The organism is Oceanotoga sp. (genome assembly GCF_030445905.1).
In the GTDB taxonomy this organism is placed as follows: domain Bacteria; phylum Thermotogota; class Thermotogae; order Petrotogales; family Petrotogaceae; genus Oceanotoga; species Oceanotoga teriensis.
This window is the reverse complement of the sequence record NZ_JASUSU010000015.1, coordinates 23,767-50,315: the sequence shown is the minus strand read 5'-3', so window position 1 is coordinate 50,315 and position 26,549 is coordinate 23,767. Positions and strand designations below refer to the sequence as shown.

Here is a 26,549-nt window from a genome sequence, read left to right as displayed (position 1 = left end):
TTTAATCAACCTCCAATTCAAAGTTTTTTTCTATATCTTCTTTTAGAGATTCTTCAATTTTTTCTTTTTTATAAAACTCTTTTGGATTTTTGGCTTTTAACATACTGAATATAAGCGCAATTAAAGGAGTTAAAACAAATGCCATAAATCCAATTATAAGAGACCATGTTGGATAATTTTCATAAGGATTTTTTATCTCATCTATAAGTCCATTTACAAAAATTATACTTAATACTATTGGAATTATATATTTTATAGCTATATTAAACCATTTTCCTATTTTTATTTCTGATACTTCATTTATATAATCTCTAATATTTTCAGCACCCATAACCCATCCAAATATTATAGTTTCAAATATTCCTACCATTAAAAGAGCATAAGTTCCAAGAAAGTGATCAAAAATATCAAGCCAGAATATTCCACCCTGAGTAGAAAAAAATAATCCCATTATAAAACCTATTCCCATGAAAATACCTAAAAATTTTTTCTTTTTAAAATTAAATTTATCAGAAAAAGATGATTCAATAGCCTCAACAAGTGAAAAAACAGAATCTATACCAAGGGTTAAAAGCATCACAAAAAATAAAAACCCAAATATTGCTTGAACAACTATTCCACCAGGCAATAGAGCAATAGCTTGTGGATAAGTCACAAAGGCAAGACCTATCCCTCCTGTAACTACTTCTGGAACTTTTACAGATAAAACATTTGCCATATATCCAAGAACCGAAAAAACTGCTATTGCAGCTAAAAAAGATGTTGCAGAATTACCCAAAGCTGTTATTATTGCATTATTAGCTATATCTTGTTTCTTTTTATTAAAAGAGCCATAAGCTATCATTATTCCAAAAGCAACACTTAAAGAATAAAAAATTTGTCCAAACCCTTCAGCCCAAACACTGGGAGAACTCAATTTTTCAAGAGATGGATTGAAGAGATAATCTAATCCTGTTGAAGCCCCTTCTAATGTGAATCCTCTTATTCCCAATATTATTAAAAGAATTATAGGCAAAGGAACTGTCCATAAAACAACTTTTCCAACACTTTCTGTTCCCTTTCTTAATACTATATAAACAAATAACCAAGTTATTGCAAGTCCTATAGCAACAGGTATAACTATATTTCCTATTTCTCCAGGTCCAGAACTTCTTTGAAGAAATTCAATAAAGAATGTTTCTGGATTTTCTTTCCATGAAACATTAAATGAAAAAATAAGATAATTAAATATCCATCCCATAATAACACTATAATAAAATGTTACAAGAGAAGAAGTTACTATTCCCCACCAGCCTATAAACTCAACTTTTTTATTAATTTTTGCCATTGCTTTAGGTGCACTTGATTGCAAACTTTGACCAACAGCAAATTCCGCCATTAAAAGAGGTATTCCTGCTACAAATAAAGCTATAAAATAAGGTATATAAAATGCTCCACCTCCATTTGTATAAGCCTTATATGGAAATCTCCACGCATTACCAAGCCCAGCAGCAGATCCAACAGCCGCAAGAATAAAAGCCCATCGAGAGCCCCATCTTTGTCTTTTCACAAAAATCCCTCCTTTTAAATTAAATTAGGTATATTATAATATAATCAGATTTTATTGTCAAATAAACATAATTAAAGCCAAAAATCTTTATTTTTCTTGAATTTTCTTTCATTTGCTGTATATACATGTGAAAAAAATTTCTTTTATTTTTTGATTTTTTATTGAATTATATTATAATTGTTTTATACATCAGAATTTTTTTTCAAATATACTAATATTTTGAGGATTTAACTTTTTTTAATAGAATAATTAATTGAGTATAATTTTATTTTGGGAGGAATATCATGAAAAAAATATTTATATTTATTTTTATATTAATATTATCTATTTCAATTTTTTCAAAAAGATATTATATTGGGTTTGAAGAAAACGAAGATTTAATAGTTCAACTATATGTAGAAAAACCAGATGGTCCTTGGATTGGCAATTCTTCTGTATATTTTGAAATAATTGATGGATTTGATCAATATACAAATTGGTTTGGAGCTGATGGAAAAGTATATAATTATTATATAGAAATCATAAATAAAACTTTGCAAACTGTTCAAATAGATTGGGATAGTTCTACTTTTACAGATTCTTTTGGAAATCAAGTAAGACCTATAACTTTTAGACCTGTTTCTTTTTCGCCTTTTGAAGTTCAAGATAGAGCTGTAATTTTTTCTGGTGGTAAGATTAAGATGCCTTTTGTTCCAATAACAGATCTATCTCTAAATAAAGATATTCTAATAAACAATAGAAATTTTGTAAAAGATACTGAAGCTAAATTTAAACTTGAGCCTCTAAAATTATCTCAAAATTCAATGATTTTTGATTTGAGTTATACTGTAGCTGGTAAGAGAAATAATCTAACAGTATCAAGTAGCATAAATGAAGATACTAAAAGAAAAATAAATAATTATAGATTCCCATTAACAATATTTGGTGGATATTCTATGATTGGGTTTAATAACAAAGAAGAGTATTCTTATAATTATGAAAAAGGACAAGGATTTGAGGTTGCTGTGAATATTAATAATATTCTTGATTCTCAGTTTGGAATTGGATTAGATGGATTTTTTTACAAATATAGCTTTAGAGAAAAAAATACTCTTGGAACCGTTGAAGATGTTTCACAATATGCAAATGATATCTCTTTTTCATTATATGGTATATATCATATTAACCCTTCATTATCTTTAGAATTGGGTACTGGAACTTATACATCTGCTTTACAAGAAGGTTTTAATTTTAATGATCTTGGTATTCATATTGGAACTTCAATAAACTTTTTAAGAAATTCATACATAGCTTTAAGATATTTTGGGCTCATAAATAAAGTTAACATATTATCATTTTCAATAGGTTATAACTTTTAACCATACCCCTTTTCGTAACATGTATATTAGAAAAACTCCGGAATAAATTATTCCGGAGTTTTTTATTTCCAAATTTCTGGCTCAACATTTAAAATAATATTATGTTCTTTTCTTACTTTTTCTTTTATATAATCTATCAGACTCATAACATCTTTAAAAGTTGCATTTCCTCTATTAATTATAAATCCAGCATGTTTTTCTGAAATTTCAGCATCTCCAATTCTATAACCTTTTAAACCCATTTTTTCTATTGTAGTACCCACATAAAAATCTTCTTTAGGTCTTTTAAAAATACTCCCAGCAGATGGATATTCAAGGGGTTGTCTTTCCCATCTTTTCTCAGATAATTGCTTTATTTTATTTATTATAAAGTCTTTTTCTTTGATTTCGAGTTTTAATATTGTACTTAATGCTATTTTATTAGAATTTTGTAATATGCTTCTTCTATAAGAAAAATTCATATTTTCATTGTTAATTTTTTTTATTTTTAAATCATTTAAATCTATAATTTCAACTTCAGAAATCACTTGTTTAATTTCACCATCATATGCACCGGCATTCATAAATATTGCTCCACCAAGTGTACCTGGTATACCACTTGAAAATTCCATTCCAGATAAATTATTTTCTGCAAGTTGATATACTAAATTGCTTAAATATATACCAGTTTCAGCATACACTTCAACCTTTTTATATTCTTCATTATTTCTTTCTTTAAGTATATAATTTAAAACATCTTCATTTTTTATATTGATTTTGTTTAAATATTTAGTAGATAAGATCAAAAAATCTAAGTTTTCATCTTTAACTATTAAATTTGCTCCTCCACCAATAATTTTAAAATTAATATTATTTTCTTTTAATACTTTTAAAGTATTTATAAAAATTTCTTTAGTCTTAGGAAATATCATATATGGAGTTTTACCACCCAATCTAAAATATGTATGATTTTTTAAAGGTTCGTCTTTTTTTATATCACATCCATTTATATATAAATATTTTATTATATTATTCATATTTTATATTCACCTTCTTTTTTATATTTAATATATTATACATTGAAATAGAAAAAGAGGAAAGTTAATAATAACTTTCCCCCTTTTATCATTAATTCAATTTAAATTTTTTTATTAATTGTTTTAAATTTGCAGAAAGACCAGAAAGTTCTTCTGAACTTGCCCCTATTTCTTGAGCAACCTGTGCTTGTTGTTCTATAGCAGTATCTATTTCAGTTATTTGTTTGTTTATATCATTTACAGTTCTTGTAATATTATCCATAGACGCACTCATTTGTTCTGCCGCAGCACTCTGTTCCTCTGAACTTGAAGAAAGATTTTCAGTTGAAGTTGTCATAGTTTCAACTTTAGATAAGATAATCCCAAACTGTTCCAAAACATCTTTCATTTCAATATTTATATCTTTTATCACATCTACAGTTTCCAAAGTAGCGTCATTAACATCTTTTGTATCATTTTGAACATTTTCAAGTATATCAGCTATTTCTTCTGTTGCTTTTTTACTTTCTTCAGCAAGTTTTCTGATTTCATCTGCTACAACAGCAAATCCTTTTCCTGCTTCTCCAGCACGAGCTGCTTCTATTGCAGCGTTTAAAGCAAGCAAATTTGTCTGTTCAGTAATATTTTCTATAGAACTAACTATTTCTCCTATATTTTTTGCATTTGAAGATAATTTTTCTACTATTTTTTCTGTGTTTGTTGATTTTTCAACAGCTTTTTTTATAGTATTTCCCATTTCATTTATAGAATATGAGCCTTTTTGTGCCGCTTGTGTCGTTTCTGAAGCAGACTTTGCAAGATCTTGCGCTGTTTCTGATATTAAAACAGAACTTGAAGCCACTTCTTGTACTCCAGAACTGATTTGTTCAACACTTTCAGCTGAATTTTGTGTTCCCTCTTTTATAACTCCCATTTGAGAACTCAATTCTTCAAGAGTTGCACTGGATTCTTCAGCTGAGGCGGATAAAGAATCTGCAGAAGAATTAACATCTTCAGAAGATCCGTCTATATTTGTTATTATTTTGTTCAATGCTTTCGCCATTCTATCAAGATTTGTTGTTATATGAGAAATCTCATCTTTACCATTCGATTCAAAACTTACAGTCAAATCACCTTTAGAAAATTGTTCAATACTTTCATTAAGATTTTTTACTCTTATGCTTATATTCCTACCTATAAAATATATTATTATAAATATTAAAACTATTCCACCTATTAATAAAAGACTTTGTTGTATAAGTATACCCATTGCTTTTTGTTGTATATATCCTATATATACTCCAGTTCCATACCATAAACCCAAATCATTAAATTCTCGAACATAAGATATTTTTGGTTCTATAGTCTCAGTTTCATAATTTTCCCAATAATATTTATAAAAACCTTTTCCTTCATTTTTAGCTATATTTGCCATATCTTGAACTATATAGGCACCTTTTACATCTTTAGTCTTAGAAAGATCGTCTCCAACCTTTTTATCTGCAAAAGGTATCATAACTTTTGCATTATAATCATAACCAAAAATATATCCACCTTCTGAAAATTTCATATTGTATATACTTTCTCTTATGAGTTCTAAAGCTTCTTCTTTGGAAATTTCACCATTTTGATAATTTTTATAAGTATTCTCCATAAACCCATAAGTATAGTCAACTATATCGCTTATTTGTTTCTCTCTTTCGAGAAGAATAGAATTATAGTTGGAATAGTATCCCTATATTAAAATTATAATTCCAAAAATCAATATAGATAAAACAGTGGGAATTAAAAACTTCATAGACAATTTTTTCATTTTATCAACCCCTCAAATATTAAATAATCAACTGTAATATTATTATACTATTAATTTTAATTAAATTCAAGTGAACCTATGTTAATTTTTTTAATTCCTTCAATAACTCCCATTGATTTTTATAAGTTTCAGGATCTACTCCTTTATATTTTTTTATCAATTCAGAAACTCTTGAAGAGCAAAAAGATCCTTGACATTTACCCATACCTGCTCTTGTACGCCTTTTAACAGAATCAAGTGTTTTTACCTCTATATTTCTTGTAAGTGCATCAACTATTTCTTCTTGATAAACTCTTTCGCATCTACAAATTATCTTTTTTGGTCCTTCTTCGTTCAATAATTTTTTTACTTCTTCATCACTTAACTCTTTTTGTATTATTATAGGTTTTCTATATTTACTAAATTTTTCTTTTTTTATTAGATTTAATCCTATTTTTGATAATATATTTTTTATTTCAATAGCTATTGCTGGAGATGATGTCAATCCGGGTGATTCTATTCCAGAAACATTTATAAAGTTCTTAATTTTACTTTCTTCTATTATAAAATCTTTCTTATCAGAAGATGCCCTCAATCCAGAATATGTTCTTATAGCTTTTTTCATATTTAAATCCGGATATGACATTTTTGCAGTTTTAATAATATTTTTTAATGTTTCTATATCTGTTGATATATCTTCTCTATCATCAGTTTCTTCAGAATTTGGCCCTATCATAAGATTTCCATGATATGTTGAAGTAACAAGTACACCTTTTCCTTTTTTTGTTGGAACTTGAAATATAACATTATTAAACTTTTTACCTGTTCCCTTTTCAAATATTATATATTGACCCTTTTTAGGTATTATTTTAAAATTATTTGCATTCACCATTTTAGCTATTTTATCTGAATTTATTCCAGCAGCATTTATAATATATTTTGTTCTTATCATTTCATCATTAAAATATATTTCAAAATACTGTTTTTCTTTTTTTATATCTTTTACTTGAGAATTTAAATAAAGTTCGACTCCATTTTCAACAGCATTTTCTGCAAGGGCTATTGTAAATTCATATGGTGAAGTTATTCCAACATCTTCTGAATACAATGCATATTTCACTTTTGGATTTATATTGGGTTCTATATCTAATATCTGTTTTCGCTCTATTATTTTAATATTTTCTACATTGTTTTTTAAACCATTTTCATAAAGTTCCTTTATTTTTTGCAAATCATCTTCTTCAAAACCTATTACTAAGCCACCAGTTTTTCTATATCCAAAATTTAATTCTTGATTTAATTTTTCATACATTTTATTTCCAAGAACATTAAATTTACTCTTGAGTGTACCATGTTTTGCAGCATAACCGCCATGTACTATTCCCGAATTAGCTTTAGATGCACCATTACTAACATCATAACTTTTTTCTATCAAACTTATTTTTAAATCATATTTTGATAATTCTCTTGCAATATTGCAGCCAACTACCCCTGCACCAATTATGGAAATATCATACATTCAATCACCTTCATTTCATATATTTTCTAACTCTTTTTCTAAGTTCATATCATATTTATAATGAATAGATTTTATTCCATATTCAAGAGCTGCTTCAACATTTTTTAATGTATCATCTATAAATACAGTTTCTTCTTTATTTAAATCAAAATTTTTGATGATATAATCATATATTTCATAATCTGGTTTTAACTTGTTTATATAACAAGATATGGCACGTTTTTTAAATACTTTAAAAAATTCATACTTTTTTTCCACTATTTCAAAAGCTTTTTTATGAAAATTTGATAATAATAATAATTCATTCTTTTCATCAAGTTTTTCTAATATTTTTATATTTTTTTCAATCGGTATCAAATAATCTATCCAAATATTTTCTATTTCAGTAATCTCTTTTTTCAATTTTGGATTTTCATTTCTAAATTTTTCAAATGCATAATCAGATTCTATAGTTCCTCTATCCAATTCTTTCCATTCTTTAGATTCAAATATAATTTCTCTTAATTTTTTTCTATCATTTACAGGATAATTTTCGAGTATATTCTCCGGATTGAATTTTAAAAGCACATTACCTATATCAAATATTATGTTCATGATATCAACTCCATTTTTTTATTTTATATAGTGATAAACTATAATATTATAATGATAACATATAATATTTATTTTGAAATAAAAATTATATCTAATGGTATTAAAATGTTTATATTAATCTGTTATTATCTTAAAAGGTTAAAATGAGGAGGTATGTAATGAATTTAAAACTTACTGATAAATTTTTTAAGTTTTCAGCAGGCAATTTTTTGTCTGTAATACCTCATTTTTTCTTTTTTAAAAATAAATATTATTTATATTAAATCGGGATATTTTTCCCGATTTTTTGTTATCAATTTTTTAAGCTAATTTTACCCATATTATGATAAAATATTTTGAAGTGGAGGTGTTTTTATGGGAAAACTATTTGTAGCTGATCATCCTTTGATAAAACACAAAGTGTCTATCATGAGAAATAAAGAAACAGGTCCTAAAGAATTCAGAGAACTGTTGAATGAAATTACACTTCTATTGACTTATGAAGCCGCAAGAGGATTACCTACTTCTGAAATTGATGTAGATACTCCTATAATAAGAACAAAAGGTGAAATGGTTGATGATAAAAAAGTCACCATAGTTCCCATATTAAGAGCCGGCCTTGGAATGCTTGATGGAGTTCTTTCATTAGTTCCAAATGCTGGAGTTGGATTTTTGGGTGTTTTCAGAGATCCAGAAAGTTTAAAAGCTGTAGAATATTATGTCAAATTTCCACAACTCACTGATAATCATCAAATATTTGTTTTAGATCCTATGCTCGCTACAGGTCATTCTATGAATTATGCTCTTGATGTTGTTAAATCAAAAGGTGGTAAAAATATAACTGTTATGTGTTTATTAGCAGCACCTGAAGGTATTAAGATTGTTCAAGACGCCCATCCAGATGTTGATATATTTATCGCTGAAGTAGATGAAAAACTCAATGATCATGCATATATAATTCCTGGATTAGGCGATGCTGGCGATAGGCTATATAGAACAAAATAATAACTTTTATATTCAAGGGTGCTATGCACCCTTTTTTTATTTGGAGGAATTTTAATGTCTGAACTTTTAAAGCATTCTTTTTTCTTTGCATTTGCAACTATGTTGAGTAGATTCTTAGGTCTCTTTAGAGATGCCGCCTTTGCTCATTATTTTGGAAGAAGTGGAGAATATGATGCCTATTTAATAGCTATACTTTTACCTTTTTACTTAAGACGTATCTTTGCTGAAGGCGCCCTTTCATCAGCATTTATACCTTTATTTACAAGAAAAAAAGGTGATGAAGCCCAAAAATTTTTTAGTACAACTTTCTGGGCAACTTTGATAGCAACTGTGATTCTTTATATACCAATTTTATTATTTTCTGATGGAATTGCTTATATAATGGGAACTGGGCTTTCAGATTCTTTATTAACTTTAACTTCTAATTTGATGAAAATAACTTATCCATTTATAATTTTTATATCTTTATGGGCAGTAATTTCAGGTGTTTTAAATACTAAAAATATATTTTTTATTCCTGCAATAGCTCCAGCATTGACAAATATATTAACTATAATATTTATATTTACTTCTTCTTACTTTTTTCCAAAAATTTTAGGACCAACTATCGGTTTTACAATAGGTGGATTAGCTCAATTTTTATTTGTATGGTGTTTTCTTAAAAAAACAGGGTTTAAAATAACTTTTGATTTTGAAAAAAAATATATTAATGAAATTTTAAATCTCTTTGGACCAGCACTGTTAGGAGTTGCAATCTCTACTTTTAATACTGTAATAGATACAAATATTGCCACTTGGACGGGAAAAGGTGGAGTTTCTACAATACAATATGCCTTAAGACTTTATCAACTGCCACTTGGAATATTTGGAGTCTCTATTGCCAATGCATTGCTACCTAAACTATCTTATGCTCGAGAAATGAAGAATGAGAATGATTATTCAAAATATTTGAGAGAAAGTGTTATATTAATATTGTTTTTTTCCATTCCTTCTACTTTTGGATTGATATTTTTAAGTAATCAAATCATATCTTTAATATATGAACATGGAAATTTCACATCAGCAGATACTTTTATAACAGCAAAAACTTTAGTATTTTATTCAATAGGATTACCATTTTATTCTTTACATGGAATTTTTGTCAGAACTTATCATTCTGATTTAAATACTAAAGCTCCAACATTAATTTCATCTATAATGCTTGGAATTAATATTATTTTGGATATTTTATTGGCCATTAAATTTGGAATATATGGTATAGCTCTTGCAACTTCAATATCTGGTATAGTTGGAATGTTTTTATCTTCTTACAGATCTTTTAAATATTTTAAAATCGAAGATTTAATAGAAATTTTAAAAATAATAATAGCCTCTTTAATAATGAGTTTATCATTGATATATTCTACTTTGATATTCAATTCTAATTTTGGTACAATAATACAAATTTTAATAGGTATTTTTGTATTTTTTATATCTTGTACATTTTTAAAAGTCAAATATTTAAATAAAGCTTTAAAAATAATCAAATTAAAAAAATAGTCAGATAATTCTGACTATTTTTTTAATTCTTCCAGTATTTGACCTTCTACATTCTGTAATGTTATGATCTTCCTTTTCTGCAAAATCTTGATTACAGATTTTATAACTACAATTCTGGGGTATTTGGATAATGCAATCCTTACTGGATCAAGACCGGCATCTTTTTCAATGCAATCTTTTATCATGGTAAAACACCTCTTTTTTGCAGTATTTTGAACATTTTATTATTTTTTCATTTTTACAAAAAAAAGTATTGACAAAAGCAATTTCTTATGATAAAATTATTTACGGATTTAGGGCTCGTAGCTCAGATTGGTTAGAGCCCCCGGCTCATAACCGGGTGGTCGATGGTTCGAGTCCATCCGAGCCCACCATAACGTTGAGACTTTTTGTTTCAACGTTTTTATTTAGGGTGTTGACAAAATCCAAAACTTATGATAGAATTATTTACGTGTTTAGGGCTCGTAGCTCAGATTGGTTAGAGCCCCCGGCTCATAACCGGGTGGTCGATGGTTCGAGTCCATCCGAGCCCACCATAACGTTGAAACTTTTTGTTTCAACGTTTTTTGTTTTTACACCCATATTATTGTATAATATTTAAATGTTTTTGTCAAGTTTTATTAACATTTCTTTATATTAAAAAAATCCGACTCATTATGAGTCGGATTTAATTATGCTCTTGTAACTTTTCCTGCTTTTAAACATGAAGTACATACATTTATTTTTTTAACTGATCCATCTTTAAGAACAGCTTTAACTTTATGTACGTTTGGTTTCCACCATCTTCTTGTTGTTGATTTTGAATGAGCTACTTTATTACCAGCTTTAGGTTCTTTTCCACAAATATCACATCTTTTAGCCATTTCAGTGCTCCTCCTCTCCATATATTAAATTTTTCCATTATATTCCTTATATATTATACAATAAGATTTAATGGGTTATCAATTTCTTTACTTTATTTTTAATAAAAATTAATCTCAAGCATTTTATTCTTCTTTTTCACTTTCATCCATCATAGCTTCTTCCATTTCAAAAGCCATAGGTTTTGAAAGTGGGAATGGTATTATATCTTTTATTGTTTGAGTATTTGTCATAAACATGGCAAATCTATCTATACCTATTCCGAGACCTCCTGTAGGAGGCATACCGTACTCAAGAGCCCTTACAAAGTCTAAATCCATCAATTGTGCCTCTTCATCTCCAAGATCTTTCAAATCTGCTTGTGCTTTAAATCTTGAATATTGATCTGCAGCATCATTTAATTCAGAAAATGCATTTGCAAGTTCCGTACCATTTACTATAAGTTCAAATCTTTCTGTAAGTCTTGGATCTTCTCTATGTCTTTTTGCAAGAGGTGAAATTTCTACAGGATGATTCATTATAAATGTTGGCTGAACTAACTTATCTTCTACTAAATCCCAAAGTTCATCTATATATTTACCTCTTTCTTTTATTTCCACGTTTATATCTTTAGATTTTAAATAATTGTCCATAGTCTCTATTGAATCTTCTAATATGTCTACACCAAGATGTTCTTTTATAAATTCTCTCATATCTATTCTTTTGAATGGAGGTTTAAAATCTATTTCTAATTCTCCATATTTAATCTTTGTAGTACCATGTATTTTTTCTGCAACATAAGCTAATAAATTTTCTGTCAATTCCATAATATCATTATAATCAGCATAAGCTTGATATAATTCTATCGTTGTAAATTCCGGATTATGTTTATAATCTACTCCTTCATTTCTAAAAATTCTTCCAAGTTCATATACTCTTTCCATTCCGCCAACAACAAGTCTTTTCAGATGAAGTTCAGTGGCAATTCTAAGATACATAGGTATATCATATACATTTAAATGTGTTATGAATGGTCTTGCATTTGCACCACCCATTATATTTTGAAGTATAGGAGTTTCAACTTCAAAAAAATCTCTTTCATTTAAATATTCTCTTATATATCTAACAACAAGAGATCTATTTCTAAAAGTTTCTATAACTTCATCATTAGATATCATATCTACATATCTTTGTCTATATCTTATTTCTTTATCTTTTAATCCATGCCATTTTTCTGGCATAGGCCTAACTGATTTGGTCAACAATTCAAAATCAGTTGCTAAAATAGTTAATTCTCCAGTTCTAGTTTTAAAAGGAAATCCTTTTACTCCAATCCAATCACCTGGATTTATATACTTTTTGAAAAATTCATATTTTTCATCTCCAAGTTTATCTTTTCTTATATATATTTGAAGTCTTCCTGTATCATCTTTTATATGTAAGAAAGCTGATTTACCATGACTTCTTAAAGTCATTACTCTTCCAGCATATTTAAAAACTTCTTCTTCTAAAAGATTCCCAGCTTCTATTTTTTCATCATATTTTTCTTTTATCTCAGAAGCCGACATTTCCTTTTCAAATTTATATGGATAAGGATTTATTCCTGAATTTCTAATTTCATCTATCATCTGCAATCTCTGCTTTTTTAGATCACTCATCTTACACCTCCGATTACTGTAATGTTTATAGATTTATATCTTTTATTTCTATTTTTTTTATCTGACCTTTTATTGTTTTTATGCTTATTATTTCACCTTTTTTCTTACCTAAAACAGCCTTACCTATCAAAGAATCAGAAGATAATTTGTTTTCAGATAAATCTGCTTCTTGTGGTGTAACGAGCATAAATTCTCTTTCTTTTTTTAATTTAAAATCATATATCTTTAATTTTGTACCTAGTCTAACTTCATCACTTGTAGCTGTTTCAATTATTATTTCAGCATGATCAAGTATATAATCTATTTCTTTTATCCTTGAATCTATTTTACCCTGTTCATTTTTAGCTTCTTCATATTCACTATTTTCAGAAAGATCTCCAAGTTCTCTTGCATCTTTTATTCTATCAGCAATTTCACCCATTAGTTTTACTTTTAAAGCATCTCTTTCTTTTTTTAACCTATCATAACCTTCTTTGGTAAGTTGATAAATTTCTTCGGCCATCTATAATACCTCCCCAGTATCATAAGGAATTTTTATTCATTTAAAGATATCACAGTTTTTTTAATTAATATTTTTTTTTATTAAATTTAGTATAAATTTTTATTAGTTATTTTTTAAGTTCTTTATTTCATTTAAAAAACTATCTAAATCTCTAAATTCTTTGTAAACAGAAGCAAATCTGACATAAGAAACCTGATCTATTTTTTTAAGCCTTTCCATAACTTTATCACCTATGTCTGTTGTAAAGATTTCACTTTTTCCACTTCTTCTTATTAGATTTTCTATTTCTTCTACTATTTCTTCTATATCTTCTGAAGAAACAGGTCTTTTTTCACAGGCTTTAATTATACCATCTTTTAGTTTCTCCCTATCAAATAATTCCCTTTTACCATCTTTTTTGACTACCCTTATCTTACTCTCTTCATACCTTTCATAAGTCGTAAATCTTCCTTCACATTTCAAACATTCTCTTCTCCTTCTGACAGAGTTACCACTTCCAACAGGTCTTGAATCAAGTACTTTTGTTTCTTCATTATCACAAAAAGGGCATTTCATTTTTTTTCACCCTCCTCTTCAAGATTTTGTTCATCCTGTAATTGTTTAGATATTCCTTTTATCTTTTTTATTCTGCTATAAAGAGTAGATTTTTTCATATTTAAAGCTTCAGCCATTTCTTTTAAACTGTCTTCAGTATTTTCAAGTCTGTACAAAGCTATTTTTTTAAGATTATCATCTAAAGAGTCTATTCCTATAGTTGAACATATATAATTTATATCATCTATTTGTTTCGAAGAACTCTCAGCTGTTTTAGATGCATTTGCACTTAAAAAGTTTATAGTACGACTAACATTCCCTTTTATTCCTCTTATCCTCATTATATCCAAAAGTTTTTTAGATGATTCTTGAGCATCCATAGCTTCCAAAATATTCAATATATCTCCAGAAGATTTTATATAAAACTTTATTTTATTATTTTTATGTATATAATTACTTTTAACCCCCAAAAGAATTTTAAAATTATCTATCAAATCTTTAACAAATTCTTCTGATATATCAAGATAAAACTCCATATGATATGAAGATTTCAATGAAATTGAACCAGTTGTAAGAAACATTCCTTTTAAAAAAACTCCAAATTTAACTGGATCTTCTTTCAATACTTTCGGAAGAGTATCTTTATATAAATTTATTCCTTGCGAAGATAAAACTTTATCTACAAAGTTTAAATCTAATAAAATTTCTCCCGTTCTTCCAAGGTTTAATCTTCTCTCTATTTTAACATATGCGCTGATAAATTCTCCAAAAAGTTGTTTACAAAGCTTATAAACTCTTTTCATAGAGCTTATAGAACTAACCGTTATTTTTATAAATTTTTTATGTCCATCTAAAACAAAATCACCCTTCCCTTTTATAGCCCCAAAAAGTTCTATTTCGGGATAAAGAAAGGATGTGTTCACTAAAGACATTTTTACTTCCTCTGAAAAAGTAGCCATTTTTAATCACCAATTATAATTTCTTTTAATATTTTAGAGATTTTCGTTGAATCATGTCTAATTATAGGTTTTTCTTTATTGATAAAATAAATCAAATCACTTTGTATAATTCTGTCATCATAAAAATCTATTTTAACATTATCAACACCTTGTTTTTTATATCTATTATATACAAAATCAGGAATACTTCCATCATTTGCTATTATATAATCGAGTTTTGAATCCAAATAATTTTCAATTATATCAACATGTTTTTTTAAATCATAGTCTATTGTTTCGCCCAATTGAGTCATTATATTTGATATATATATCTTTTTAGCATTTGATTCGTTTATTGCTTCTTTTATTCCTTTTACAAGAATATTAGTCACAACACTTGTATAAAGACTTCCAGGGCCTAATATTATAGCATCAGCTTCTTTCAAGGCCGTTTTACTTTGTTCATAAGCTTCATTGTTACCATCAATCCATACTCTTTTTATTGGTTTATTCTTATTAACAATATTAGTTTCACCAAATTCAATTCCACCATCATCAAATTCAGCTGCAATGGTTATCAATTCTGTAGAAGAAGGGTAGACTTTTCCTCTGGTGTTTAAAAATTCTGATAAATTTTTTATAGCCATTGGAAAATTGTTATTGTTCAATCTTGTAAGTGCTAATAATATGATATTCCCTAAATTATGATTATCCAAAAAACCTTCTTTAAATCTATAATTTAAAAGATCAGTCAAGAGAGATTCCTTTTCAGCTAATGCTACTATATTATTTCTTATATCGCCTGGTGGAAGAATTTCAAAATCATTTCGTATTATACCAGAACTTCCTCCATCATCTGTAACTGCTACTACCGATATTATAGAAAATTCTTTTTCCCATTTTAATCCTCTAAGCAATTGATTTAATCCTGTTCCTCCGCCAATAACCACTATATTCTTCATAAAAAATCATTCCTTATCAATATCTCTATGTTGCAATATAACATCAAAACCTCTTTTTTTCATCTCATCATAAATTCTTTGAGCTACATATACAGATCTGTGTTTTCCACCAGTACATCCAACACAAAAATAAGCTTCAACTCTACCAGATTCTGTATATTCTTTCATTATTATTTCTATAGCTTCTTCGAGAATTTGAACTGTTTTATGTGTTTGTTCAAACTCTTCTAAATATATTCTTACTTTTTCATCAAGTCCAGTTAGTTTATACATATCAGTAAAATAATAAGGGTTTGGTAAGTATCTAACATCATATATATAATCAGAATATTCTGGTATACCATGTTTAAATCCAAAACTCATTATATTCATTTTTAGAGTTCTTTTTCCTTCATTTATTCTCATAAGAAAATTTTTTCTAAATTCATATGGTTCCGTATTCGAAGTATCCATTATTATATCAGATATATTCTTTATTTCATTCAATAATTTTCTTTCTTTTTCAATTGCTTCTAAAACTGGTGTCCCAAGCGGATGACTTCTCCTTGATTTTCTAAACCTATTCATAAGAGTTTGATTATCTGCTTCAAGAAAAACTTTTTTTATCTCCATATTTTCTGGGGCATTATTTTCTATACTCAAAAATGAATTAACTAGTTCTTGAGGATTTTTCCACCTCAAATCACTTACAAGAGCTAACTTCCTAACATTTGAAGTTCTTATAACATCTAAAAAAGAATTTATAAGATGAGGAGGTACATTATCAACAGTATAATAATTCTCATCTTCTAAAGTTTTTAATAAAAAGGTCTTTCCTGCTCCAGAAAGACCGGTTATTATAAATATTCTCGGTTTTGTGTCCATTAAACATCTCCACCTCTAATATTGATCAAATATTTTTTTGTATCTATTTTAGAATAATTTGCAGAATATCTAATGTTCTTCATAAACCTTCTTGAAAGAATTCTAAATTTTTCCACATTTCCAGTTATAAAAAATTCTATATGTGCTTTTCCCTTTATATATGGAATTTTTTTATCCACTATTAAGCTATTAATAACTCCATCTGCAGGATCTATTATATCAGTATTTAGAACTTTATTTATATGATTCTTTAAAATAGGATAATGAGTACAGCCAAGTATGACCTTATCATATTTATTTTCACTATCTTGAAGATAATATCTCGTTATTGAATCTGACATGGCACCATACCAATATCCTTCTTCTATCAAAGGTACAAATAAAGGACAAGGAACTTCTTTTATTTTTTTGACACCATTTTTTATACAACCTTCTCTGTAACTTCCACTTTTTATGGTATTTTCAGTTGCAAGCAATAATATTTTTTCTCCATTCTTTACTTGTTTTATTCCACTATCTATTATACTTATATAATCAAAAGATCTATTATTCAACTTTACAAGACCTTTTTTAACCATAGAATCAGAGGTATTGCATGCAGATATAACTAAATCAATTTTCAAATCTTCAAAAAAATCAAATGTTTTTTCAAGATTTTCTATTAAAAAGTTTTCTGGTTTTGAACCATAAGGCACATTTAATGTATCTCCAAAATAAAAATAATTGTGGTTATTAAAAAATTTAACCACTTTTTTTAATACGGTAAGTCCCCCAATTCCCGAGTCAAAAAAGCCTATTCTCATTTATATTTCACTCCCAATAGAATACAGTTTCATTAGTTTGATCTTCATTTTTTGGAGGTTCTACTAAAGAGTCAAACTTTTTAATAATCTCTTTAATCTGATTTTTAGCCTTTATAGTATTTAATTTTTCATTTAAAAGCATCAAAAGTAAAATATGATTAACCTTAGACTTCCCAAAACTTTTGGAATAATCTTCAACATCAACTTTTATGGCTTCTAAAATTTTATTTATAACCTCTTCTGGTTCATCAACTTTATATTTATAAGTTTCTCCCAGAATTTCTATCTCCACACTTCTATAATCGGCCAATTTTATCACCTACCGATTAATTATGAATATCAGCATTTTGAGAATACTCATTTGTTTCAGATTTATTTTCAAATTCTTCACCTATTTTATTGATCAAATCTGATTTTATTTGAGTTAGAGATGTTTCAACTTCTCTCTGTTTTTCTCTCATTTCTGATAATTCATGATTTAAATTTTCTTTTTCTTCTGAGATTTTTTCAAATTCTTCAAATAATTCATCATACTGTTTTTGTAAATCTGCTTTTTCCAATTTCACACTATTATACTTTTCTACAAGGCTTGATATCATTTTTTCTAATTCTCTTAAAACTTCCATTCTTATTCCCCCTCATAATATAATAATCAACAATTTTATTATATCATATTATACTTAGAATTATCATAAAACAAGCAATAAAAATTAAATAAATGAAAAAATCTTTTTATATGTCATAGTCAAAAAAATATTCAAAAAGCCTTTGATAACTATTAGTACTTGATTTAAAGCATTATTTAATGTATAATTTATAATGATTTGCGTCTGTAGCTCAAATGGATAGAGCGTCGGACTTCGGATCCGAGTGCTGTGGGTTCAAATCCCGCCAGACGCGCCATGTATACGATATACTATATTGCACAACACGAGTATAAAAGGGGGTAATGTTCATGGCAGAACTTGAAATACTTAAAGTTGCAGCAAATTCAAAACCTATAGCAGTCGCAGGAGCTTTAGCAGCTATAATAAGAGACAAAGGTCAAGCTGAATTGCAAGCTATTGGTGCTGGTGCTGTAAATCAAGCAGTTAAAGCTGTAGCTATTGCTAGGGGTTATGTCGCACCAAGTGGGGTGGACTTAGTTTGTGTACCAGCCTTTTCTGATGTAAGCATCGAAGGGGAAGAAAGAACAGCCATAAAATTTGTCGTTAAACCAAAACCATAAATAAAAAAGGGGGATTTTCCCCCTTTCATTTTTTTGATTCTAAAACAGTTTCATAGCTTTCAAGAATTAAAGTCATTATATTTAAAAGCTCTAAATAATTTTCTTTATGATTTTCACTTATATTTATACATATCTCTTTCATATTCGAACTATTTTCTTCACAGGTATAAACGATCATCATATCACAATCTATATCATTTATTTCTCTATTCGAATATACTCCAACTGGTAAATCATGAGCTAATTTTCTTGAAGATACATTATGAACTTCTGAAAGATAATTTATAGTTTCTATAAATTTTTTCTCTAAATTCACAGGATTTTTAACTATATCTAATAGATTATCGAAAACTTGTAAAATTCTCAGAGTTTTCATAGTTATTTGTTCTTTAAAATCTATTAACTCTACAAATTGTTTTATATAAAAATGTTGTATTATTCTAAATATAGCTTCTACAAATAATTTTTCTTCAGGATCTATTTTAGTATCTCTTATTACCATTATTAAATAAGCTTCATTATCAAGTTCCCCTATAGGAATTATAGATTTTACTTTCTTTTCTTTTAAATATTCTAATTCTTGAATATCTTCCATTATCAGAGCATATTTCATTTCAATACTTGAAATAAGTATTTCATCCATTTTAATACTATCAATATCTAGATCTATATATCCTATATTGGATATTTTATTTGCTTTCATAGCATTTACTTTATATGTAATGGCTGAAGAAAAAAGAAGTTCTGAAATAGTACTTTGAACTATTTCTATAAAAGATTCTTCATTTAGAGGTTCTGAAAGGCTTAAAACAAGTTCTTTAATAGCTGATAATTGATAAGATAATCTATCTATAACTGTTTCCAATCTGTTTTTTTCATACAGATCTTCTTCTTTTTCAAAAGATCTATTCAAAAGTTCTATAACTTCATAATCTTCAAACTCACCATCACATAGTATATAAGTGTTGAAAGAAAATTCAAACATATTCAGCTGATCAAATTCTTGAACAGCTTCATCTAAATTAATATACTCAAGTTTTTTAGGAACAACACCTTGAGCATCAAAAATTATAAACATATCTTCTATATATCTTATAAAAACTACTTTTGTACTTTTGGTTTCTGTTTTAATTAATTCTCCAAGCTGGCTATGAAAAGAAGGAGTCCCCAAACTACTGACCAATTCCAATATTTTTTTTATATACTGCATTATTTCACCTACCTTTTATTGGTTACTTTCTTTTTTATATTATAACATAATTTAAATATATTTTTAAAGAAGAAAACCATTTTTCTATTAATATAATATTATCTTTTTATTTTTCATAATTTAAAAATTATTATCGTTTTGTTACTTGACTTATTTCTGTTTTGATTATATAATTTAATTGAAATTGAAATCATTTTAAAAATTAACAAAATCAGGAGGGAGATATTAAAATGGAAAATAAGATGCCTTTATTAGGGGAAAAATTCCCTGAAATGGAAGTAACAACAACTTTTGGAAAAATGAAATTGCCAGAAGATTTTAAAGGAAAATGGTTTATATTATTCAGTCATCCAGGAGATTTCACACCTGTTTGTACAACAGAATTTGCTGGTTTTGCAAAAAGAGCCGAAGATTTTAAAAATATAAATGTTGAATTAATCGGATTATCAGTTGATCAGGTTTTCTCTCATATAAAATGGGTTGAATGGATAAAAGATAATCTAAATATTGAAATACCATTCCCTGTCATTGCAGATGAACTTGGCAGAGTGTCTTCTCAATTGGGTATGTTACATCCGGCAAAAGGTACAAATACTGTAAGAGCCGTTTTTATAATAGATCCTGATGGAATAATGAGATTAATGATGTATTATCCACAAGAAGCTGGAAGAAGTATAGATGAAATATATAGAGCCGTTAAAGCTTTACAAGTTGCCGATAAGAGTAAAGTTGCAATGCCAGAAAATTGGCCTAATAATTCAATATTGGGAGATAAGGTAATAATTCCTCCAGCAGCAGATTATAAAACTGCTCAAGAAAGAAGAAATGATGATACAATTGAAGGCTATGATTGGTGGTTTAAAGTTAAAAAGCTATAATAAAGTTATATCCCTATTTTAGGAGATGCATAAATGCATCTCCTTTTATTTATTTAATGTATTGAAAATTTGTCCGATAATATTATGAAAAAGAAATTATGAGGAGGTTATTGAAATGGATATAAACAAAATAGGTCATAATAATTTAAACTATCAAAAGATCAATAAAAAATATAAAGCTGAAAATTCTAATTTTAATAATGAATTTGAAAATCAAAAAAATGCCTTAAATGTTTCAGGCGAATCGATGCAATATATTGAACTTGCAAAAAAACTTCCAAATGTTAGGACAAATCTTGTTGAAGAATACAAAAAACAAATAGAAAATAATAATTATGAAATAAACCATAATAATATAGTCAACAAAATGCTTGGGGGTAAATAATTTTGATATATAAAAATATATACTCAATAATAGAAAAAGAAAATATATTACTCGATGATATGACTAAAAGTGTTCAAGAACTCAGAGATTTGCTTTCAGACAAAGAAAAAATTGATGATGTATCTCCCAAAATAAAAGAAATTGAAGATCTTGCATTTGAATTTCAAAAAATAGACTCAAAAAGAAATGAATTAATCGATATATTTTCAAAAGAAAATAATATAGATAAAAATATAAAAACAATAGTAGAGTTCATGGAAGTAAAAGATTCAGAAACTGCTATTGTTTTTGCTAATTTTTTCCAGAAAATAAACGATTTTATGATGAATATAGATATGTTAAATGAAGTTATAAATTTTCAAATGAACTTCAATAATCTTTTTATGAAATTGACAAATATTGAAAAAACTGGAAAAACAACTTATGGTAAAAAAGGATATAATCAAAATAATTTTAATAGTTCCAATAATACTTGGAGGGGTTAATAATGAGTGGGATATCATTACATGGACTTTTAAACACGGGTTTACTTGGAGTTTATACTCATAAAATTGCTATGAATGTAGTAGGTCATAATATGTCCAATGTCAACACTGAAGGATATTCAAGACAAAGAGCAGTTATAGTGACAACACCACCTCTTGGTATACCTACGCTTGCACAACCAAGTATTCCATTACAAATGGGTACCGGCTCTAAAGTAGCTGATATAAAGAGAGTTAGAGATGCTTTTTTAGATGTACAATATAGAAATACCAATAATAGAAAAAATTATTGGGATAATATATATGGAAATATGCATTACATTGAACAATTATTTGGTGAACCTGGAGAAAATGGCATCAGAGTTTTATTCGACAATTTTTGGTCTGCAATGGAAGAATTAAAATCAGATCCAAATAATGAAGCTGCTAAAGGTCAGATAGTTGCAAGAGCTGATGAACTTGGAAATACTATGAAAGATCTTGATTACAGATTAGATCAACTTCAAGAAGATATAAACAATGAAATTGCAACAAGAGTAAATGAAATGAATAACTATCTAAAAAGAGTGGCTGATTTAAACAATAAAATAAGATCTGTTGAAATATCTGGTTCAACTCCAAATGATTTATTGGATGAAAGAGATAGAGTTATAGATCAATTATCTAATTTAACAAATATAAAAGTAACTCAAATGCCTTCAGGAGAAATTTCACTTGGTCTTGGAGACAGGACAATTCTTCATGGTGGAGTTTATGAAGAATTATATGCTGAGATGATACCAGGAAAAGGTGAAACTTATGGAATTTTTTCTAATAATTCTCAAGTAGAGTTTGCCGATGGAAAAATGAAGGCTCTATTCGAACTTCGTGATGAAATCATACCAAAATATAGGGGGAAATTGGATGAGTTTGCTGTAAACTTAGTAGATACAGTAAATTTAATTCACAAAGAAGGATGGGATAAAACAGGTACGATAACAGGCTCATCTTTTTTCAAAAGTATTGAGGCTGTAAAATCTGGTGAAGATGCAAGATTTTTTAGAGTGGCAGGATTTAAAGATTTATTTACAAATCCTATAAAGTATTTTTATTCAAAAAATACTTTCACTTCAGATCCTTCAACAAATATAAAAGATAATGATTTATATTTAATATATTCTAATAAAGATACAATAAAAAATTCAACAGCCGGTGATTTATCTTCTATTGAATTATCTGGAAAATATGAAAATGGAAAATTTTATATAGAATCTGATGGTGATGTCAATAAGACAATATATGATGTTGATGGAAGTTATCTCAGTAAAATGGGATTAAATACATCTTCAGTACAAGCTATAAAAATAAATAAAGAAGGATTAAAAAGTGGAGATATTTCTTTCGAAGTTGGCGGAACTAATATAAGTATAAACAGTATAGATGGAACAGATTTGAATACCTTTGCAAATTCAATAAACAATTCATCAGGAAATGATTATATAAGGGCTATAGTAAAAGGAGATAATGTTTATATAGTTGCAACAGATAAAGTAGCCGAAAAATCTATGCAAAATCTTGTAATAAAAGATGATAAAGGTGTTTTATCAAATGGTGAAAAAGTGAGTGTAGATGTTTTAGATACTTCAAATCCAACTTTAAATAACTTTATAAAAGACAAAAATGGTGATCCTGTAAATGGAACTGAAAGCATTGAGATAAATGGAATAAAAATAGAATTTGATACGAGAACAGACTCATTAAAAGATCTCGCAGAAAAAATAAATAAATCTAATACTGGTGTAACGGCCTTTATAACTCCTCATGGAAAATTTGTTTTAAGAGCAGGTGCTTCTTTAAACTTTGACCTGAAAAATTCAAAGATTTCTGGTAAAGATAACATATTTCAATCTCTTGGATTAATAGATAAAACCCCAATAACTGAAAATGAAATGACATTGGTATCTACAGACTCCAAATGGGAAGATATAAACAATATGTTCAACAAAGCTGATATATTAAGATTAGATAATGAAATCGGTCTTGTGAATAGAATGGAAGTAACTGATGGATTAAAAGATAATCCTTCTAACCTTTCAGTAGATCTTGGTATATTAACTAACTCTAATAAATATGTACCAGTAGGGCCTAAAAATGTATCAGTATGGGATGTACTGTCCGGTATAAAAGATTTAGCAGTTTTAAATGATGGAAAAGATGGATTTAGTGGATTCTTAGCCAATACAATAGCTGAAATGGGTATAGAAGGAGAAACTGCTGAAAAAATGAAAGGAAATGCAGAAGCTTTACATTCACAAATTGATGGAGAAAGAGATAGAGTTCAAGGTGTTTCAATAGATGAAGAAGTTAGTAATATGATCAAATATCAAAAAGCCTTCAATGCATCTGCAAGATTTATAACGGCAATAGATCAAATGATGGAAAAAATAGTTAATAGCCTTGGAACAGTTGGAAGATAAGGAGGATAAAATATGAGAGTAACTGAAAAATATATGTCTAGTACAGCTCTTGCTGATATGCAAAAAGTATTACAAAAATACACAAAATTAAATAAACAGATGACATCTGGTAAAAAAGTATTATACCCTTCAGACAACGCTGCAATAGCCTCAAGAGTATCAAATTTAGATAGTAGAATAAGACAGATGGAAAGATATAAATCATCCATAGAACTTGCAAAAAGCTATAATAATATGTATGATCAATCTGTTCAAGAATTAAATAATGTATTTTTAAGAATGAAAGAACTTTCTGTAAGAGGATCAAGTGATTCTCTAAGCCAAGAGGATCGCGGAGCCATAGTTCAAGAATTAAAAAAGATCAAAGATCATGTAATTTCAATAGCAAATACAAAAGTAAGTGGAAGTTATATATTTGGTGGTGCTGCTTCTGATACAGCTCCAGTTAGTCCAACAGGAGAAATACAAACTCCAGCTATATCTAACATAAATCAAAAAGTATCAGTTGGAGGATATGATGTAGAATATGGAAAAACTGTATACGACGTTTTTACTACTAAAAGTGGTACTTCAGCTTTTAAATTAATAGATAGACTCGCAGATGCCATTGAAAATGAAGATCATGATGCCATACAAAATGAACTCGGAGCAATAGAAGAAATTCAACATGCCGCTTTAGGAAATCTATCTTCAATTGGTGCAGTTGATAGACTTTTAGATCTTTCAGCCAAAAGAATAGAAGAATTCAAATATTTTAATACTGAATTTCTCTCAAAAGAGGCTGATGCCGACCTTGCCGAAACACAAATGAATTTATCTATGCAGCAGGTTATTTTAAACAATGCCTTAAAAACTGCTGCAAATATACTACCAAAAAGTCTTATTGATTTTATATAGTAAATTAAAGTATAATAAAGGGAGGAGAAAAATCCTCCCTTTAAATTTATAAAAATCAAGGAGGGAACTTTATGGAATTTAATACAAAACTCGGAAAAATTTCTATAGATACTAATAGAATTATAAATTTTGAATACGGTCTTCCTGGATTCGAAAATCTTAACAAATTTACTCTCCTAAATCCAGAAGAAACTAAACCTATAATGTGGTTAGCTTCTTTAGAAGATGAAAATGTTGCTTTACCAGTATTACCACCAAATATGGTGAGAATTGATTATGATATTTATATTCCAGAAGATATCATAGAATACTTAAACATAGAAGATAAAGAAGATTTAGTATTATTATCAATTTTAACAATTCCACAAAATGGAGATATAACAATAAACTTAGCTGCACCGATTTTAATCTCCAATAAAACAAAAAAAGGAGCTCAAGTATTAATAGAAAAATCAGATTATAATATAAAACATAATCTAAATACTGAAATAAAAAGAAGTAAGGACTTATCCAATTCAAATAAGGATGTGAAATAACATGCTTATACTTTCCAGAAAAAAAGGTGAAACTTTGATCATAAAAGTTGGAAAAGAACTATTAAAAATAAAAATAGTGGAAGATGGTCCAGGCAATATAAAAATTGGTTTTGATGGTCCCCCTGAATTCAAAATATACAGGGGAGAATTGTATGAAGAAATAGTCAAAGAAAATAAGAATTCTATAAATATAAATATAGAAAAAATCAAAGATATAAGCAAACATATTTATGGGAGTCTTGAAAGTGAGAATTGAGTATGAATATCGAGAACAAGCATTATCAATTTTTACAAATAGAACACAACCTGATATTGCTATTATTGGTGGTGTTGCAATAGAAAATTTAATATTTAATAAAAAAAACACCAAAATAAAAACAATAATTGGAGATAGTGGTGGTAGAATTGCTTTTTATTTAAAAAAATATAAATTAACTCCAACAGTTTTCACTTTTTTAGGAGATGATGTATATTTAAATATGATTTTAAAAACTTTTGATAAAAATGGAATACCTCTGACTTGGGGTGTAAATAAAAATGGCAATAATCATATAATAAGAATAATCGATGAAAAAAGAAAATTTTTTGAGATCAATAAAGTTCATGAAGAAATAAACCCTATACTTCTTGAAGAAGCCTTATGTAATATAAATCATATATTTATAAAATATGAAGAATGGAACTCAAAAATAATAGACTTTAATTATATAAAAGGAAGAAAAATTTTCACAGATATAGATGAATTTTATGATTATGAAAATGCTTCATTTACAACCAATTATCTCTTTATAAGAAATTTAGATAGAAAAAACCTTCAAAATATAACTTGTGATTATTATATATCATTTTATGAAGATAAAATAACTCAAAATGGCTTAGAAATAAAGATAAAAGATCATGAAAACAATTTATTTTTTGATGAAGCAATAAGTGCCTATGAAAATGTATTTATATATTATATAATGACAAAAAGAACTATTGAAAAAGCAAATGAACTGGCTTTAGAAGCTTTTAACAAAACTTATAAAGACGGAAAAATTTGA

At 27.5% G+C, this 26,549-nt stretch carries 29 protein-coding genes and 3 tRNA genes; 15 read left to right on the top strand and 17 right to left on the bottom strand.

Features of this window, described 5'->3' with window-relative positions:
• Window position 1 precedes the first annotated feature (1 nt).
• Entirely contained in the window at window positions 2-1,549 is a 1,548-nt protein-coding gene (locus PWP28_RS06250; protein WP_308644429.1) for a sodium-dependent transporter, read from the bottom strand.
• Window positions 1,550-1,833: 284 nt separating this feature from the next.
• Between PWP28_RS06250 and PWP28_RS06245 the strand changes: the two genes are divergently transcribed.
• Window positions 1,834-2,907, top strand: a complete 1,074-nt coding sequence (locus PWP28_RS06245) for a hypothetical protein (RefSeq protein WP_308644428.1) — start codon at window positions 1,834-1,836, stop codon at window positions 2,905-2,907.
• Window positions 2,908-2,969: 62 nt separating this feature from the next.
• On the opposite strand, the gene murB is transcribed toward PWP28_RS06245, so the two are convergent.
• The 4 genes from murB to PWP28_RS06225 all read right to left on the bottom strand — a co-directional run bounded on the left by murB (window position 2,970) and on the right by PWP28_RS06225 (window position 7,807).
• Window positions 2,970-3,923 carry a UDP-N-acetylmuramate dehydrogenase gene (murB, locus tag PWP28_RS06240; RefSeq protein ID WP_308644427.1) on the bottom strand — a complete coding sequence of 318 codons (954 nt, stop codon included), beginning with the start codon at window positions 3,921-3,923 and terminating at the stop codon, window positions 2,970-2,972.
• A gap of 91 nt (window positions 3,924-4,014) precedes the next feature.
• On the bottom strand, window positions 4,015-5,613 hold the full coding sequence (locus PWP28_RS06235) for a methyl-accepting chemotaxis protein (protein WP_308644432.1): 1,599 nt from the start codon (window positions 5,611-5,613) through the stop codon (window positions 4,015-4,017).
• A gap of 178 nt (window positions 5,614-5,791) precedes the next feature.
• Entirely contained in the window at window positions 5,792-7,213 is a 1,422-nt protein-coding gene (locus tag PWP28_RS06230) for an NAD(P)/FAD-dependent oxidoreductase (RefSeq protein ID WP_264150472.1), read from the bottom strand.
• Between the two features lie 15 nt (window positions 7,214-7,228).
• Window positions 7,229-7,807, bottom strand: coding sequence for an HAD-IA family hydrolase (locus PWP28_RS06225; protein ID WP_264150473.1), 579 nt, complete (start codon window positions 7,805-7,807; stop codon window positions 7,229-7,231).
• Window positions 7,808-8,161: 354 nt separating this feature from the next.
• Between PWP28_RS06225 and upp the strand changes: the two genes are divergently transcribed.
• Window positions 8,162-8,791 (top strand): uracil phosphoribosyltransferase, encoded by a 630-nt coding sequence (upp, locus tag PWP28_RS06220; protein WP_264150474.1) that lies wholly within the window; start codon window positions 8,162-8,164, stop codon window positions 8,789-8,791.
• A gap of 54 nt (window positions 8,792-8,845) precedes the next feature.
• Window positions 8,846-10,330: a murein biosynthesis integral membrane protein MurJ gene (gene murJ, locus PWP28_RS06215; protein WP_264150475.1), complete on the top strand. Its 1,485-nt coding sequence runs from the start codon at window positions 8,846-8,848 to the stop codon at window positions 10,328-10,330.
• 14 nt (window positions 10,331-10,344) lie between these two features.
• On the opposite strand, the gene PWP28_RS06210 is transcribed toward murJ, so the two are convergent.
• The gene (locus PWP28_RS06210) at window positions 10,345-10,515 is read right to left on the bottom strand and encodes a hypothetical protein (RefSeq protein WP_308644426.1); all 171 of its coding nucleotides are present in this window, start codon (window positions 10,513-10,515) and stop codon (window positions 10,345-10,347) included.
• Between the two features lie 111 nt (window positions 10,516-10,626).
• Between PWP28_RS06210 and PWP28_RS06205 the strand changes: the two genes are divergently transcribed.
• Both PWP28_RS06205 and PWP28_RS06200 read left to right on the top strand, forming a co-directional pair.
• Window positions 10,627-10,704: transfer RNA gene (locus tag PWP28_RS06205), tRNA-Ile, on the top strand.
• An 84-nt stretch (window positions 10,705-10,788) separates the two neighbouring features.
• Window positions 10,789-10,866: transfer RNA gene (locus PWP28_RS06200), tRNA-Ile, on the top strand.
• A 135-nt stretch (window positions 10,867-11,001) separates the two neighbouring features.
• Here PWP28_RS06200 and rpmB read toward each other — a convergent pair.
• The 10 genes from rpmB to PWP28_RS06150 form a co-directional block, all read right to left on the bottom strand.
• A complete protein-coding gene (gene rpmB / locus PWP28_RS06195; protein WP_109603953.1) occupies window positions 11,002-11,193 on the bottom strand; it encodes a 50S ribosomal protein L28 in 192 nt (63 codons plus the stop codon).
• A gap of 123 nt (window positions 11,194-11,316) precedes the next feature.
• Window positions 11,317-12,828: a lysine--tRNA ligase gene (lysS, locus tag PWP28_RS06190; protein WP_305081418.1), complete on the bottom strand. Its 1,512-nt coding sequence runs from the start codon at window positions 12,826-12,828 to the stop codon at window positions 11,317-11,319.
• A gap of 25 nt (window positions 12,829-12,853) precedes the next feature.
• Window positions 12,854-13,330, bottom strand: a complete 477-nt coding sequence (gene greA / locus PWP28_RS06185; RefSeq protein ID WP_264150477.1) for a transcription elongation factor GreA — start codon at window positions 13,328-13,330, stop codon at window positions 12,854-12,856.
• A gap of 102 nt (window positions 13,331-13,432) precedes the next feature.
• On the bottom strand, window positions 13,433-13,885 hold the full coding sequence (gene nrdR / locus PWP28_RS06180) for a transcriptional regulator NrdR (RefSeq protein ID WP_109603950.1): 453 nt from the start codon (window positions 13,883-13,885) through the stop codon (window positions 13,433-13,435).
• Window positions 13,882-14,823 carry a DNA-binding protein WhiA gene (gene whiA, locus PWP28_RS06175; protein WP_109603949.1) on the bottom strand — a complete coding sequence of 314 codons (942 nt, stop codon included), beginning with the start codon at window positions 14,821-14,823 and terminating at the stop codon, window positions 13,882-13,884. Before whiA ends, nrdR begins: the two co-directional genes overlap by 4 nt.
• A gap of 2 nt (window positions 14,824-14,825) precedes the next feature.
• Complete coding sequence (yvcK, locus tag PWP28_RS06170) at window positions 14,826-15,764, bottom strand: gluconeogenesis factor YvcK family protein (protein ID WP_109603948.1); 939 nt, start codon at window positions 15,762-15,764, stop codon at window positions 14,826-14,828.
• Window positions 15,765-15,770: 6 nt separating this feature from the next.
• The gene (gene rapZ / locus PWP28_RS06165) at window positions 15,771-16,628 is read right to left on the bottom strand and encodes an RNase adapter RapZ (RefSeq protein WP_109603947.1); all 858 of its coding nucleotides are present in this window, start codon (window positions 16,626-16,628) and stop codon (window positions 15,771-15,773) included.
• On the bottom strand, window positions 16,628-17,431 hold the full coding sequence (murI, locus tag PWP28_RS06160; protein ID WP_264150478.1) for a glutamate racemase: 804 nt from the start codon (window positions 17,429-17,431) through the stop codon (window positions 16,628-16,630). The genes rapZ and murI overlap by 1 nt, the downstream gene beginning before the upstream one ends.
• A 7-nt stretch (window positions 17,432-17,438) precedes the next feature.
• The gene (gene zapA, locus PWP28_RS06155; RefSeq protein WP_158274908.1) at window positions 17,439-17,741 is read right to left on the bottom strand and encodes a cell division protein ZapA; all 303 of its coding nucleotides are present in this window, start codon (window positions 17,739-17,741) and stop codon (window positions 17,439-17,441) included.
• Between the two features lie 16 nt (window positions 17,742-17,757).
• Window positions 17,758-18,057, bottom strand: coding sequence for a hypothetical protein (locus PWP28_RS06150; RefSeq protein ID WP_264150480.1), 300 nt, complete (start codon window positions 18,055-18,057; stop codon window positions 17,758-17,760).
• 200 nt (window positions 18,058-18,257) lie between these two features.
• Here PWP28_RS06150 and PWP28_RS06145 point away from each other — a divergent pair.
• Together PWP28_RS06145 and PWP28_RS06140 are read left to right on the top strand one after the other, a co-directional pair.
• Window positions 18,258-18,334 (top strand) — tRNA-Arg (locus PWP28_RS06145).
• Window positions 18,335-18,386: 52 nt separating this feature from the next.
• The gene (locus tag PWP28_RS06140) at window positions 18,387-18,659 is read left to right on the top strand and encodes a stage V sporulation protein S (RefSeq protein ID WP_109606369.1); all 273 of its coding nucleotides are present in this window, start codon (window positions 18,387-18,389) and stop codon (window positions 18,657-18,659) included.
• Between the two features lie 25 nt (window positions 18,660-18,684).
• Here PWP28_RS06140 and PWP28_RS06135 read toward each other — a convergent pair whose 3' ends face one another.
• Window positions 18,685-19,869 (bottom strand): hypothetical protein, encoded by a 1,185-nt coding sequence (locus tag PWP28_RS06135; protein WP_109606367.1) that lies wholly within the window; start codon window positions 19,867-19,869, stop codon window positions 18,685-18,687.
• A gap of 230 nt (window positions 19,870-20,099) precedes the next feature.
• On the opposite strand from PWP28_RS06135, the gene PWP28_RS06130 reads away from it, so the two are divergent.
• The 8 genes from PWP28_RS06130 to PWP28_RS06095 all read left to right on the top strand — a co-directional run bounded on the left by PWP28_RS06130 (window position 20,100) and on the right by PWP28_RS06095 (window position 26,549).
• Window positions 20,100-20,747, top strand: a complete 648-nt coding sequence (locus PWP28_RS06130; protein ID WP_109606365.1) for a peroxiredoxin — start codon at window positions 20,100-20,102, stop codon at window positions 20,745-20,747.
• Window positions 20,748-20,862: 115 nt separating this feature from the next.
• Complete coding sequence (locus tag PWP28_RS06125; protein WP_264150481.1) at window positions 20,863-21,132, top strand: flagellar biosynthesis anti-sigma factor FlgM; 270 nt, start codon at window positions 20,863-20,865, stop codon at window positions 21,130-21,132.
• Between the two features lie 2 nt (window positions 21,133-21,134).
• A complete protein-coding gene (flgN, locus tag PWP28_RS06120) occupies window positions 21,135-21,617 on the top strand; it encodes a flagellar export chaperone FlgN (protein ID WP_109606361.1) in 483 nt (160 codons plus the stop codon).
• 2 nt (window positions 21,618-21,619) lie between these two features.
• Window positions 21,620-24,073, top strand: coding sequence for a flagellar hook-associated protein FlgK (gene flgK, locus PWP28_RS06115; protein WP_308644425.1), 2,454 nt, complete (start codon window positions 21,620-21,622; stop codon window positions 24,071-24,073).
• Between the two features lie 12 nt (window positions 24,074-24,085).
• Entirely contained in the window at window positions 24,086-24,970 is an 885-nt protein-coding gene (gene flgL / locus PWP28_RS06110) for a flagellar hook-associated protein FlgL (RefSeq protein ID WP_308644424.1), read from the top strand.
• Between the two features lie 71 nt (window positions 24,971-25,041).
• Window positions 25,042-25,506: a flagellar assembly protein FliW gene (fliW, locus tag PWP28_RS06105; RefSeq protein ID WP_109606354.1), complete on the top strand. Its 465-nt coding sequence runs from the start codon at window positions 25,042-25,044 to the stop codon at window positions 25,504-25,506.
• Window position 25,507: 1 nt separating this feature from the next.
• Window positions 25,508-25,762, top strand: a complete 255-nt coding sequence (locus tag PWP28_RS06100) for a carbon storage regulator (RefSeq protein ID WP_109606352.1) — start codon at window positions 25,508-25,510, stop codon at window positions 25,760-25,762.
• Complete coding sequence (locus PWP28_RS06095) at window positions 25,752-26,549, top strand: hypothetical protein (protein WP_308644423.1); 798 nt, start codon at window positions 25,752-25,754, stop codon at window positions 26,547-26,549. Before PWP28_RS06100 ends, PWP28_RS06095 begins: the two co-directional genes overlap by 11 nt.

Bases quoted from the DNA above. Each gene is read 5' to 3' on its own strand.
- PWP28_RS06225 (WP_264150473.1), bottom strand. From the start codon at position 7,807: ATGAACATAATATTTGATATAGGTAATGTGCTTTTAAAATTCAATCCG.
- greA (WP_264150477.1), bottom strand. From the start codon at position 13,330: ATGGCCGAAGAAATTTATCAACTTACCAAAGAAGGTTATGATAGGTTA.
- murI (WP_264150478.1), bottom strand. From the start codon at position 17,431: ATGAGAATAGGCTTTTTTGACTCGGGAATTGGGGGACTTACCGTATTA.
- PWP28_RS06130 (WP_109606365.1), top strand. From the start codon at position 20,100: ATGGAAAATAAGATGCCTTTATTAGGGGAAAAATTCCCTGAAATGGAA.
- flgK (WP_308644425.1), top strand. From the start codon at position 21,620: ATGAGTGGGATATCATTACATGGACTTTTAAACACGGGTTTACTTGGA.
- whiA (WP_109603949.1), bottom strand. From the start codon at position 14,823: ATGGCTACTTTTTCAGAGGAAGTAAAAATGTCTTTAGTGAACACATCC.
- PWP28_RS06230 (WP_264150472.1), bottom strand. From the start codon at position 7,213: ATGTATGATATTTCCATAATTGGTGCAGGGGTAGTTGGCTGCAATATT.
- PWP28_RS06135 (WP_109606367.1), bottom strand. From the start codon at position 19,869: ATGCAGTATATAAAAAAAATATTGGAATTGGTCAGTAGTTTGGGGACT.
- PWP28_RS06210 (WP_308644426.1), bottom strand. From the start codon at position 10,515: ATGATAAAAGATTGCATTGAAAAAGATGCCGGTCTTGATCCAGTAAGG.
- PWP28_RS06150 (WP_264150480.1), bottom strand. From the start codon at position 18,057: ATGGAAGTTTTAAGAGAATTAGAAAAAATGATATCAAGCCTTGTAGAA.
- nrdR (WP_109603950.1), bottom strand. From the start codon at position 13,885: ATGAAATGCCCTTTTTGTGATAATGAAGAAACAAAAGTACTTGATTCA.
- PWP28_RS06140 (WP_109606369.1), top strand. From the start codon at position 18,387: ATGGCAGAACTTGAAATACTTAAAGTTGCAGCAAATTCAAAACCTATA.
- rapZ (WP_109603947.1), bottom strand. From the start codon at position 16,628: ATGGACACAAAACCGAGAATATTTATAATAACCGGTCTTTCTGGAGCA.
- murJ (WP_264150475.1), top strand. From the start codon at position 8,846: ATGTCTGAACTTTTAAAGCATTCTTTTTTCTTTGCATTTGCAACTATG.
- fliW (WP_109606354.1), top strand. From the start codon at position 25,042: ATGGAATTTAATACAAAACTCGGAAAAATTTCTATAGATACTAATAGA.
- PWP28_RS06245 (WP_308644428.1), top strand. From the start codon at position 1,834: ATGAAAAAAATATTTATATTTATTTTTATATTAATATTATCTATTTCA.
- PWP28_RS06125 (WP_264150481.1), top strand. From the start codon at position 20,863: ATGGATATAAACAAAATAGGTCATAATAATTTAAACTATCAAAAGATC.
- lysS (WP_305081418.1), bottom strand. From the start codon at position 12,828: ATGAGTGATCTAAAAAAGCAGAGATTGCAGATGATAGATGAAATTAGA.
- rpmB (WP_109603953.1), bottom strand. From the start codon at position 11,193: ATGGCTAAAAGATGTGATATTTGTGGAAAAGAACCTAAAGCTGGTAAT.
- PWP28_RS06100 (WP_109606352.1), top strand. From the start codon at position 25,508: ATGCTTATACTTTCCAGAAAAAAAGGTGAAACTTTGATCATAAAAGTT.
- upp (WP_264150474.1), top strand. From the start codon at position 8,162: ATGGGAAAACTATTTGTAGCTGATCATCCTTTGATAAAACACAAAGTG.
- yvcK (WP_109603948.1), bottom strand. From the start codon at position 15,764: ATGAAGAATATAGTGGTTATTGGCGGAGGAACAGGATTAAATCAATTG.
- murB (WP_308644427.1), bottom strand. From the start codon at position 3,923: ATGAATAATATAATAAAATATTTATATATAAATGGATGTGATATAAAA.
- flgL (WP_308644424.1), top strand. From the start codon at position 24,086: ATGAGAGTAACTGAAAAATATATGTCTAGTACAGCTCTTGCTGATATG.